This is a genomic window from Caloramator fervidus, assembly GCF_900108045.1.
Lineage (GTDB): Bacteria > Bacillota > Clostridia > Clostridiales > Caloramatoraceae > Caloramator > Caloramator fervidus.
Window position 1 is genome coordinate 1 of record NZ_FNUK01000035.1, and the last position, 11,956, is coordinate 11,956.

General features: G+C 28.9%; 12 protein-coding genes and 2 rRNA genes. 12 read left to right on the top strand and 2 right to left on the bottom strand.

Features of this window, described 5'->3' with window-relative positions; translation table 11 throughout:
* Positions 1-179, top strand: a 23S ribosomal RNA gene (locus C4R78_RS09010); the annotation flags it as partial.
* 18 nt (positions 180-197) lie between these two features.
* Positions 198-314 (top strand): 5S ribosomal RNA (gene rrf / locus C4R78_RS09015).
* A 70-nt stretch (positions 315-384) separates the two neighbouring features.
* On the opposite strand, the gene C4R78_RS09420 is transcribed toward rrf, so the two are convergent.
* Complete coding sequence (locus tag C4R78_RS09420) at positions 385-549, bottom strand: hypothetical protein (protein ID WP_159945886.1); 165 nt, start codon at positions 547-549, stop codon at positions 385-387.
* Positions 550-676: 127 nt separating this feature from the next.
* On the opposite strand from C4R78_RS09420, the gene C4R78_RS09020 reads away from it, so the two are divergent.
* Entirely contained in the window at positions 677-1,822 is a 1,146-nt protein-coding gene (locus C4R78_RS09020) for an iron-containing alcohol dehydrogenase (protein WP_103896718.1), read from the top strand.
* On the opposite strand, the gene C4R78_RS09025 is transcribed toward C4R78_RS09020, so the two are convergent.
* On the bottom strand, positions 1,795-2,916 hold the full coding sequence (locus C4R78_RS09025; protein WP_103896719.1) for a zinc-binding metallopeptidase family protein: 1,122 nt from the start codon (positions 2,914-2,916) through the stop codon (positions 1,795-1,797). The two genes, C4R78_RS09020 and C4R78_RS09025, sit on opposite strands and share 28 nt — an antisense overlap.
* 104 nt (positions 2,917-3,020) lie before the next feature.
* On the opposite strand from C4R78_RS09025, the gene C4R78_RS09030 reads away from it, so the two are divergent.
* The 9 genes from C4R78_RS09030 to C4R78_RS09070 all read left to right on the top strand — a co-directional run.
* The gene (locus tag C4R78_RS09030) at positions 3,021-4,445 is read left to right on the top strand and encodes an aminotransferase class I/II-fold pyridoxal phosphate-dependent enzyme (RefSeq protein WP_103896720.1); all 1,425 of its coding nucleotides are present in this window, start codon (positions 3,021-3,023) and stop codon (positions 4,443-4,445) included.
* Positions 4,446-4,448: 3 nt separating this feature from the next.
* On the top strand, positions 4,449-5,120 hold the full coding sequence (locus C4R78_RS09035) for a dTMP kinase (RefSeq protein WP_103896721.1): 672 nt from the start codon (positions 4,449-4,451) through the stop codon (positions 5,118-5,120).
* A gap of 12 nt (positions 5,121-5,132) precedes the next feature.
* On the top strand, positions 5,133-5,462 hold the full coding sequence (locus tag C4R78_RS09040) for a cyclic-di-AMP receptor (RefSeq protein WP_103896722.1): 330 nt from the start codon (positions 5,133-5,135) through the stop codon (positions 5,460-5,462).
* A gap of 11 nt (positions 5,463-5,473) precedes the next feature.
* Positions 5,474-6,436 carry a DNA polymerase III subunit gene (locus C4R78_RS09045; RefSeq protein WP_103896723.1) on the top strand — a complete coding sequence of 321 codons (963 nt, stop codon included), beginning with the start codon at positions 5,474-5,476 and terminating at the stop codon, positions 6,434-6,436.
* Between the two features lies 1 nt (position 6,437).
* Positions 6,438-7,343: a PSP1 domain-containing protein gene (locus tag C4R78_RS09050; RefSeq protein WP_103896724.1), complete on the top strand. Its 906-nt coding sequence runs from the start codon at positions 6,438-6,440 to the stop codon at positions 7,341-7,343.
* Positions 7,344-7,404: 61 nt separating this feature from the next.
* A complete protein-coding gene (locus C4R78_RS09055; protein ID WP_103896725.1) occupies positions 7,405-7,575 on the top strand; it encodes a DUF362 domain-containing protein in 171 nt (56 codons plus the stop codon).
* 55 nt (positions 7,576-7,630) lie between these two features.
* Positions 7,631-9,973 carry a hypothetical protein gene (locus C4R78_RS09060; protein ID WP_103896726.1) on the top strand — a complete coding sequence of 781 codons (2,343 nt, stop codon included), beginning with the start codon at positions 7,631-7,633 and terminating at the stop codon, positions 9,971-9,973.
* Between the two features lie 65 nt (positions 9,974-10,038).
* A complete protein-coding gene (locus C4R78_RS09065; RefSeq protein ID WP_103896727.1) occupies positions 10,039-11,616 on the top strand; it encodes a beta-propeller domain-containing protein in 1,578 nt (525 codons plus the stop codon).
* A gap of 126 nt (positions 11,617-11,742) precedes the next feature.
* A partial coding sequence (locus C4R78_RS09070; RefSeq protein WP_146057682.1) for a transposase occupies positions 11,743-11,956 on the top strand: 214 nt, incomplete at its 3' end.

The window sequence follows — 11,956 nt, forward strand, 5'->3', positions numbered from 1 at the left end:
GTAGCCATGTTCGGACGGGATAAGCGCTGAAGGCATCTAAGCGCGAAGCCCACCCCGAGATGAGATTTCCCACGCGAGAGCGGTAAGACCCCTGGAAGACTACCAGGTAGATAGGCCAGAGGTGTAAGCGTCGTAAGGCGTTTAGCTGACTGGTACTAATAGGTCGAGGACTTGATCTACTTGTGCAGTTGTATATATCCGGTGGTGATAGAGGTAGGGAAACACCCGTTCCCATTCCGAACACGAAGGTTAAGCCTACCTTCGCCGATGGTACTAGGCTGGAGACGGCCTGGGAGAGTAGGTGACTGCCGGGTAAATTTAAAGCCTCAACCGAAATGGTTGAGGCTTTTTTATTTGCGGTGCCTGGCACTTAAGTTTAAGATTTTACTGTTTTTTATGATTTTCAAACTGAGTAATTACCCTATCAAGTTTTTCTTCGATGGATTTTAGTTTTTTTAGTATGCTTGTTATGTATAAAAATGCTATAATTAAAATTATTATAGGTAGTCCTATGTTTGTTAAAAGAGCTAAAATATCGATTAAATTCATTTGATATCCCCCCTAAATATATTATAAAATATATTAACAAATTACACAATAAATGTAAATATTTTAATAATGGACAATACATATAAATACTAAATAAAATTAGGAGGTGAAGCCTTTTAGGCGGGCTATGAAGGAAATTAAACTACATGGAAACAGCATAATAATTGGGAAAGATTCACTAGAATACATTAAAGGACTGCAAATAAAAAGGGCCTTTATTGTAACGGGTGGGAATTCGATGTTTAAAAATGGCGCTATTGATAGACTTACGAATATTTTAAGAGACGTAGATGCTGAATATGAATTGTTTTGCAAAGTTAAAAAGAACCCATCAATAAATACAGTATTGGATGCTATAGAAAAAATGAAGGAATTTCAACCTGATACAGTAATAGGAATAGGTGGAGGCTCTCCTATAGATGTTGCTAAAGCTGCTGCGGTATTTTATGAATATCCAGAACTTGATATAAAGAATCCTGATAATTTGATCCTTCCTAAAATGAGAAAAAAGGTAAGACTTATTGCAATCCCATCAACATCAGGAACGGGAACTGAGGTTACAAGGGCATCGGTGTTAACTTATGATGATATGAATTTAAAAATAGGGTTAAAGTGTGATGCCTTTATACCTGATGTTGCTGTTTTAGATGCTGCTTTAACCCTTTCAATGCCCAAAAATATAGTTGCAGAGACAGGAATGGATGCTTTAACCCATGCAGTTGAATGTTATATAAATAAAAATATAGATGAGTTTACAGAGGTTTTAGCAGAAGGCGCAATAAAGGGCTTAATTAAATATTTGCCTTTATCCTATGAATATGAAAATTATGAGTATAGAGAAAAAGTTCACATATACAGCACGATGGCAGGATGTGCCTTTTCAAATGTGGGACTTGGGATGGCCCATGGTATATCCCATGCACTAGGAGGAAGATTTGACTTATCTCATGGTCTTTTGAATGCAATTGCGCTTCCTTATGTTCTTTTGTTTAACTCAAGGGATAGAGAGGTTAAACAAAGGTTAGATCAAATAAGCAGAATAATAGGAAATGATATAATTGAAGAAATAGTAAACTTAAATAAAAAAATAGGCATCCCCTTATCTTTAAAGGATGCTGATTTGGATGAAGATGTTTTTTTAAGGGAATTTGAGGTATTGTCTCAAAATTCCATGAAGGGTTCAACAAGGGTTAACCCAGTTAAAGTCGAGCTTGAGGATATGAAAAAAATATTAAAGGCAATTTATTATGGAAGATTAGATGATTTAAGATAATCATATGCAGTTAATGCAAGGGCACAGGCTGATTTTACCAGCATGCTCTTTGCATATTTTTTTATAGTAGCTTCTTTAAATTCTTCTGTTCCATATTTTTCTCCGTTTTCACAGATTCCTATATAAGGATGGACAGTAGGAACCTTTTGGCTTATATGGCCTATATCTAAACTTAAAGCAGTAGATAAAAGGCCGTGAATGTTTGTTATGCCACATTCTTTAAGGTTATGGGAGGTTATCTTTATTAAGTCAACATTTTTCTTAATTGGCATGTATTCATGGAGGATATTATAGTTAAAGTCACAGGAGAATAACTTACATACAAACCTTGCGCTTTCTATTATTTTATCCTTTATAACTTCGAGGGATTCCATTTCGGTAGTTTTTATAGCTACACAGCATTGAGATTTTTCAGGAATTATGAATATATTTTGATTGTCGCAGTTTATTGTGTAATTAATAAGATGAGAATTGCATTTGTTATTTAAATCTTGAAGTATATCTAAAAATTTTATAATTGGGTTTAATGAAGATAAGCCTTCATGGGGATTTAGGTTAAAGTCTGCCTGTTTTCCAAAAAATTCAAAGCTAATCATGCTCATTGCCATGGAGGTTACGCCTTCATATGTTTTTTCTCCAGGATGTCCACATACTATTAAATTTAAGTCATCGAATAAATGCCTGTTTGCAAAGGATATTTTTAAAGGTAATGTTTCTTCCTTAGGAAGGCCAAATATTAATATTTTGCAATTTAATTTATCTAATATTCTTTTTAATCCTAGGGCCGCACCTATATTCATAGCGCATTGTAGATTGTGGCCGTTGACATAGCCATTTTTTAAAGCTTCAAATTCACATATAAAGCCTATTTTTTTATCTCCTTCTCCTAGATTTGCTATAAACGAATTTGGAACTTCTTGAACTTTATCTATTTTAAATTGATGCCTTGATAAAAAATTAATCAAAATGTCATAGGCATTTTTTTCATGATTTTCATCTTTTTTAAGATAGTATAGGCTATCCGATAGATTTTCAAGCTCTTCTTTTAAACTTTCTATATAGCCTACTACTAAGTTTCTATCTATATTTGCCATAATATCACCTCAGGAATATTATTTACATTAATAAAAAATATATGCTTTATGGTTCACAAGTTAAATCTAATGTGATATATTGAAAATAATAAAAGGAGGTTAATATGAATACGCCACTTATTAACGGGATATTAGATTATATAAAACAAAAAAATATACCTTTTCATATGCCAGGTCATAAAAACAACGCTAAAGATTTTGAGGAATTGAAGGTTATTCAAAAATATCTTTTTGATATGGATCTTACTGAAGTAGATGGTCTTGATAATCTTCATTCCCCTGAAGGAATAATAAAAGAGACCCAAGAAAAAATTTCAAAATGTTTAGGTTCTGAAGAGAGCTTTATTTTAGTAAATGGAAGCACTGCAGGAATTTACAGCATGATTTTAGGAGTTACAAAACCTAAGGATAAGATAATAATTCAAAGAAATAGCCATCGTTCAGTATATTCTGCAGCTTTTTTGGGAGATTTAGAGGTTGAATATATAAATCCTAAAGTTTTAGATGGATTTAATATTCCTGTTTCAATTGACTTAGATGAAGCCTTTAAAGTTATTGAAAAAAACAAAGATGCAAAGGCTGTGGTTCTAACATATCCTACTTATTATGGAACTTGTTTTGATTTAGAAAGTTTGATAAATCATGCCCACAAACATGGAATTCTTGTTCTTGTTGATGAAGCCCATGGAGCTCATTTTCCTTTTAATAATAAACTTCCTAAAAGCGCTATAAGCCTTGGTGCTGATGTTTCTGTAAATAGTTTTCACAAGACGCTTCCCTCTTTAACTCAAACAGCTGTTTTAAATGTAAATAAAGGCGTTGATGTAGAAGGAATAAAATATATGCTTAGGATGTTTCAATCCACAAGTCCTTCCTACGTTCTTATGGCTTCAGTTGATGCTGCAATAAATATTATGGAGAGGGAAGGAGAAAAACTTTTAGATGAAGTAATATACTATATAGATGAATTTAAAAAGGATATAAAAGGATTTGATAGTTATAATATATTAGATGAAAATTTTATTGGGAAAAGTTTTATCTATGATTTAGACAAGACTAGGATTGTAATAAATACAAGTTTTGGTGGAAAAGTTTTAGATAGCATCTTAAGAAAAAATTATAACATACAAGTTGAGATGTCGGATATCTTTAACATAGTTCTTATAGGAAGTGTAGGGGATAAAAAAGAATTTTATGATAGATTAAAATTTGCACTTTTGGATTTAAAGGATAAAATGCCTAAAACAGTGTTTGATTATAAAAATTATTCTGTAAGTTATAAAAAAGTTTTGTCTTTAAGGGAGGCTTATTATCTTCCAAAGAAAAAGGTAAAGCTTAGGGAGGCAAAAGGGCTTGTAAGTGCAGAAATGGTAGTTCCATATCCTCCGGGTATTCCTATATTAATTCCTGGGGAAATAATAACCGATGAAATAATAGAACTTTTAGATATTTATAGGGCTAATAATATAACTTTAAATGGTCTTAGCGACAGCAATGCAGAATACATTTTTGTAGTAAATGGAGGTTAGAATATGGGAAAGCTTATTATAATAGATGGAACAGATGGAAGTGGTAAGGCAACGCAAAGTAATAGGTTATTTAAAAGGCTAGAAGAAGAAGGAAAGAACGTAAAGAAGATAGAGTTTCCAAACTATAAAAGTGAGTCAAGTGCGCTTATAAAAATGTATTTAAATGGTGATTTTGGGAAAAATCCTGAGGATGTCAATGCCTTTGCTGCCTCATGCTTTTTTGCAGTGGATAGATTTGCAAGTTTTAAGATGGAATGGGAAAAATTTTATAATCAAGGTGGCATAATAATAGCCGACAGATATACTACTTCTAATATGGTTCATCAAGCTGCAAAGATAAAAGATATAAAAGAAAAGGAAAGTTTTTTAAATTGGCTTTATGATTTTGAGTATAATAAACTTAGGCTTCCTAAACCTGACCTTGTAATTTTCCTTGATGTTCCACCTAGTATAAGTTTAGAATTAATAAAAGATAGACCAAATAAAATGTCAGGAAGCAATAAAAAAGATATACACGAGGAAAATATGGAATATATATTAAATTCTTATGAAAATGCTCTATATTGTGCTGAAAAATATGGCTGGGTTAGGATAAAGTGTTTTAAAGAGCAAAGCTTAAGGACGATAGAGGAAATACATGAAGATATTTATAAAGCTGTTAAAAAAATATTATAAGGGAGTGTTTTTATGAAGCTTGTTATTGCTATAGTTCATGATGAAGATTCCTATGACGTTATAGATAGTTTGACGGAAAAAGGATTTCAGGTTACTAAACTTGCAACAACAGGAGGATTTTTAAAATCAGGGAATACTACTTTAATTATTGGAGTTGAAAAGGATAAGGTAGAGGAAGTTTTAGATATAATAAAGAATGTATGTAAAACAAGAAAAACTGTTATTTCAGCCCCATCTCCAGTTATGGGAACTAGCGGAGTTTTTGTTTCAAATCCTATGGAGGTTACAATTGGCGGTGCAACGGTTTTTGTTATAGATGTTGATAAGTTTGAAAAATTTTAGGAGTGATAGTTTTGTTTGAAGTAATTGGTCAAGATAAGTTAAAAGAAATTTTTAATAGAATGTATGATGAAGGGAAGGTTGTAAATTCATATATATTAAAAGGTCCTAAAGGAATTGGTAAGAAAAATTTTGCCCTTTACATGGCAGCTAAAATTCTTTGTGAGAATAACTTAGCTTGTGGAAAATGTAGGGCCTGTGTAAAAATAAAGCATGGTAATCATCCTGATGTTATAATTTTATCTAAAGACGAAAAATCAATAGGAGTTGAAGATATAGAAGAGATAATTGAAAAAATACAAATAAAACCCTATGAAGGAGATAAAAAAGTAGTTATAATAGAAAATTTTGAAAATGCAACTATTCAAGCTCAAAACAAATTTTTAAAAACCCTTGAGGAACCGGTTAAAAATACAATAATAATTTTAACAGCTAATAATTTTAATACTATCTTGGAAACTATTATTTCAAGATGTCAGATTTTTACCTTAAATAGAGCAGATGCTTTAGAAATAGAAAAATATTTAATTAAAAAAGGCGTTGATAGCATAAAAGCAAAGATTTTTGCGAAGCTTTCAGATGGTATAGTTGGTTCTTGTAAAAAATTTTTAGATGAGGATTATATAAAATTAAGGCAACAGGTTATAGATATTGCTAAAAAAATCCATAAAATAGAAGGACTAGAAATTCTAGATTTGGTTAAATTTTTTAATGAAAACAAAGAAAGTATAGAGGATATTTTAGAACAAATGATAATTTGGTATAGGGATATATTAATATATAAACTTACTTATAACAAAGATATGATTATAAACGAAGATTATTTTGAAGACATTATAGAGGAAAGCAAAATACTTTCATATAACAAATTAAATGGTATAATAAATATAATAAAGAAAACAAAACAAAATTTAGAGTATAACATCAATTTTCAGCTTTCAATCGAAGCAATGCTTTTAAACATACAGGAGGTTTAGTATGGTAACAGTTGTTGGAGTAAGATTTAAAAGGGCTGGTAAGATATATTATTTTGAACCAGGAGATTTAGACATAAAAGTAGGAGATTTTGTTATCGTTGAAACTGCAAGGGGGCTTGAATATGGAGAAATTGTTATAGGAAAAAGAGAAGTCAAAGAAGAGGAGATTGTAGCCCCTTTAAAGAAAGTTCTTAGAGTAGCAACAGATGAAGATAAGATGAAACATTTAGAAAATAAAGCAAAGGAAGAGGTAGCCTTTGATATATGTCTTAAAAAGATTGCTGAACATGGGCTTCCTATGAAACTTATAGATGTTGAATATACTTTTGATAATAATAAAGTGATATTTTATTTTGTTGCAGAAGGAAGGGTTGATTTTAGGGAGCTTGTAAAGGACCTTGCAGCAATTTTTAGAACTAGAATAGAGCTTAGGCAGATAGGGGTTAGGGATCAGGCTAAGATGGTTGGAGGTTTAGGTCCTTGCGGAAGAATAATGTGTTGTGCTCATTTTCTAGGAGAATTTGAACCTGTATCTATAAAGATGGCAAAGGAGCAAAATCTCTCATTAAATCCTGCAAAAATTTCAGGAGTATGCGGAAGACTTATGTGTTGTTTAAATTATGAACAGGAAACATATGCTGAAATAAAAAAGAAGATGCCAACTATAGGCTCTATAGTTAAAACACCAGATGGAGAAGGAGAGGTTATAGAAAACAGCATAATACATGAAAGAGTCAAGGTTAAGATGCAGAAGGAAAATGAGGTAGAGATAAAGAATTATTCTATATATGATGTTGAATTAGTTGAAGGAGAATATGAATTTAAAGAAATTACAGAGGAAGAAATAAAACAGGAAATTGAAAACATGAATGATGAAGGTTTAAATAAGCTATTAGATGAGAAATAGGAATGTTTGACATTTAATTTATTTATGATAAAATATACTTGAAAAGATAGGGGGTGAAAGTATGGCATACAAGATTACAGATGCTTGCATAAACTGTGGAGCATGCGCAGCTGAATGCCCTGTTTCATGCATAAGCCAAGGAGATTCAATCTATGTTATTGATGCTTCAGCTTGCATTGACTGTGGCAACTGCGCTAATGTTTGCCCAGTAGGAGCTCCAGTTCAAGAATAATTACATAAAAAAAGCTGCTGATTTTCAGCAGCTTTTTTTATTAAGGGGGAGAGTGATGAGGGCAGAATATGTTATTTTAAAATACAATAAAAAATTTATTTTTAAAACATTTGAAGCTGTAAAATATTCTAAAGGTGCTGAAAAATATATAGGTGAGATTAAAAAAATATTTAAAAGAGATGTTAAAAGTCCCCTTGAATATGTTTATTATTTTAAATTAAATGAAAAATATTGTTTTGCAAAAGCATTTTCACAAAAAGGAAACAACAGCGACTATGTTGTAGAATGTTTATTGTTTGATTATATAAATTTTTATCCCTTTAATCTTTTGGATTGTCAGATAAATTATTCGGATTTTGCCTATGTAGATTTAAAAAAATTTAATTTTGAAACTTTAAAGCATATATCTTATCGTAAAGAAATTTATGGCTTAATATCAAAATTAATAGATGGTGAGTTTGTTAACATAATTTTTGATGATTTTAAAGTTTTACTTCCATACCTTTATTGTGCTTTCCCAGTAGAATTTGCAAAGGATATATTTTTTACAACTGATGAAAATTTCCCTTTAGATGTAAATATTAGATTTGTAGAAAATTTTCAAGTCCCTAATGTTTATGATATTAAAAATGGATTTTATGTAGACAAGATATATGATTTTACGAATTTAGTAGAGATAGCATACACATTAAATTTTGATTATATCTTGGACTTTCATAGTTTTTTGCAGCAGTTTGGAATAGATAAAATTGACGGTAATATAGATATTTTATATTGGATATATAAGTTAATTAGTATGGGTATAGAAGTGGATAGGGAAAACTTTGTTAGAGTAGCTGATTTTTGTGTTAAAAATTTATCAATACAAAATATAGCTGAAGTTTTTAAGGTTTTAGAGAAGAATTTTGAAGTTATAATTTCAAAACTTGATATTTTAGATTTTGATGTTACATTAAGATTTTTAGTTAAAATATTTGATTCTAATAATCCTTTTTTGATATCGAGAAGTCAGGAATTGATAAGGTTTTTATTAGATGAAATGATTCAAAAGGACATAGATTTAAAGTTTTTGATTGATAAAATTGATTATTTATTTGATGTTGTAGAAGAAAAGGGGCTTTATTTTATAAAGTCAAACATAAAAAAGGAAAGATTAGAATTTATAAATGCTGTATTAAATAAGGAGGTATCCCTTAAGGTTTACTATTTTTATTTATATATTACATTAAAATCCTTTTTATGGCTTGATTATACTTTTTCACAAGCTTTAAAGGCTGAAGGATTTAAAGATTTATTAGAAAAGGTTATATGTAATATAATAGATGATTTTGATTATATTAAGAATTTATTAACCTTTATATCGGATAATCCGGATTTTTTTGCTAATATATTTATGATTTGTTATGATAATGTAAAAAGCGAGTTGCAATTTATGGGCCTTATGAGTATTTTTATGTCAATAATAGATCAAAAAGATGAACTTTTAGCTTTTGAGATAAGAAGGCATGTAAAGAATAAGAATTTAGAGGTTTTATATCAGGAATTTAAGTTAAGGCTTGAAAGAGCTGAGGATAAGGTGGCGTTTTTCAATTTTTATACTCAAACAGTTTTTGAAAAATATAATGATTTTAATAAAGAATATTTTGATAAGGCATTAAAGGATTATTTGCTTACTTTAGATAAAGAAAATATTTTTGATGAGACGGTAAGAATTATAAAAAAGATAATAAATGAAAAAATGATTCTTTCAGATGATTGCCTAAAGATTGTAATTAACTTATTTGAACAAAACTTTGAGTTTAAAAACCTTAATGATGTTAAGGATATTGTAAGGTGGATAAAGATTATAAAAAAAATAAGAAATATACAAACAAAATCCGATATTATCTCCCTTATTGATTTTGGGTTTTTTATTGAAGAAAATAAAGATTTAAATTTAAACATAAAGGATTTAGTTTCTAATTTTGGAAGAATAAATATAGAAGGAGAATTTTATAAGAATTTTATGTTATGGACTTTACCTAATTTAATAAGGCTTGTAAAGGGAGTTGAAGATCATAAGGCTATTTATTATTTTTATAATCCTTACGATGAGATGGAGTTTTATAAGTTTTATTTAGAGCTAATTTTTAAATTATATAAAGAAAATTACGGAAATATTTACAACATACTTCTTACATTCTTGGTTTATTTTTACTTTTACGTAGAGCCTAAATATAGGTTATATGGACAAGAGGAAGAGGTGGAAAAATTTAATGAGTTTCTTATTTTAATGTTTTCAAAACATAAAGATATTTCCATTGAAAAATTTAATGAGGATATAATAAAGGAATTTGAAAATAATGGTCTTAGCATACCTTTGATGTGGCAAAGTGTTTATAATAAACTTTTGGATTAAATTTTTGGAACAAAATTTAAGAAACGAAGGTCTAATTTGTTAAAAGACAAAAAGAGGTGAGTTATATGAAACTCCCTAAATTTAAGGTTTTTATTCTTAGTTTTTTAATTTTAATTATGCCTTTTTTAGTTTACGCTAAAAATCTTGAAAAAAATGTTTTACCTTCGTTAGAAAGTTATGAGGATTTAAAGAAAGTATTAGATTCCTCTAAAAAGGTAAAGCCTTTCAACAAGGTAGCTTTTCCTGAAGTCAAGTATCAATCTGAAATTAAATTAAATAAGGATGATGTAGCAGATGTAGCTAAAACCGATGGAGAATATATTTATTATATAAAAAACGCAAGTGTATTTATAGTAAGAGCATATCCTTTAAATAAAATGGATGTAGTTGAAGTTTTAAATTATGATGCTACATCTTTTTATCCAAAGGATATCTATGTTTATAAGGATAATCTAATTGTTGTTGGGAAAAGGCATGTAAAGATAAATAAAGGTACTAAACTAAAACCTATAATTTTATCTAGGCCTATGACTAAGGTCTTTATTTATGATATAGCTGATAAAATAAATATTAAACTAAAAAGAACCATAGAAATAGATAGTGATTATTCAGCATTAAAAATGGTTGATTCTAGGTTTTATATAATAACAAATAAGTATATTTATGATTATTCAACGAACTTAGATATAAAACCTAAGTTTAGCGATAGCACATATAAAAAAGGAATAGCTGGAGAGATAGACTTTAAAGATATAAAGTATTTTCAAGGTCATGTTGAACCTAATGTTGTCCTTGTGGCTTCCTTTAATGTTTTAAATCAAGAAAAATTAGATATAAAGGCTTTTTTAGGGAATCCTAATATATATATATCTTCAGATAGCATTTATTTTGTAGTAAGTAATGAAGGTAATACAAATATTTATAAATTCAAAATGTCAAATGGCCTTTACTATATAGGTAGTGAAGCAGTTTTAGGCAATCCTTTATATGTTTCAATGGATGAATATGACGGCTGTTTTAGAATTGCAACAGATAAAGCTATTTATATATTAGATGAAAATATGCAAATAAAATCAAAAATAGATTTATTACAATCAAAGGATTTATCATTAATAAAATTTATAAAAAATAAAGTTTTTATTGTTTTTAAAGATAAAGCACCTTTAGTTGTTGATATTTCTAATCCAAATGATATTAAGGTGGATGGATATTTAAAAGCCGATTTTAGTCCTGATGTATATCCAATAGATGAAAATCAGTTTATATGTTTTAATTTGAATAATGATATAAAAGTATCTTTAATTAATGCTAATAATGTTGAAGATTCTAAAGGATATCTACAAATAATTGGAGATAATGAACATTATTTAAAAGTTTTGCCTAATTTAGTTTTTAAAAAGGATAAATTAATTGCCTTGCCTATTGCATTATATAAAAATCAAAATGAATTGGTTTATCAGGGTATATATGTTTATAGCATAGAAGATAATAGAATGGTTTTAAAAGGAGTAGTAACTCATCCTAATAAGTTTATAAATAGAGTGTTGTATATTAATGGAACTTTATATACCATATCAGATGGTTTAATTAAAGCAATTGATGATAATACTTTTGAAGAATTAAATAAACTAGAATTAAATTAGGCACCTAAAGGTGCCTTCAGATTGTTGACAAAGTATAATTTTAAAAAGAGAATCCATCACAAAAAAAGGATTCTCTTTTTTTATGTCGAAATATAATAATATACGAAGTAATAAAGGAGGATAAGTATGCTAACAATCAACAAAGATAAAATTCGTAGAGAACAAGTTGAATTTATCTCTGTTGACCAATTGGTTCCAGAAGATCATTTAGTTAGAAAAATAGAAAAAGCTATCAATTTTGATTTCATATATGATCTTGTAAAGGACATGTATTGCTTAAATAATGGGAGACCAAGCATAGATCCTGTTGTATTAATTAAAATAGTTTTAATTCAATATA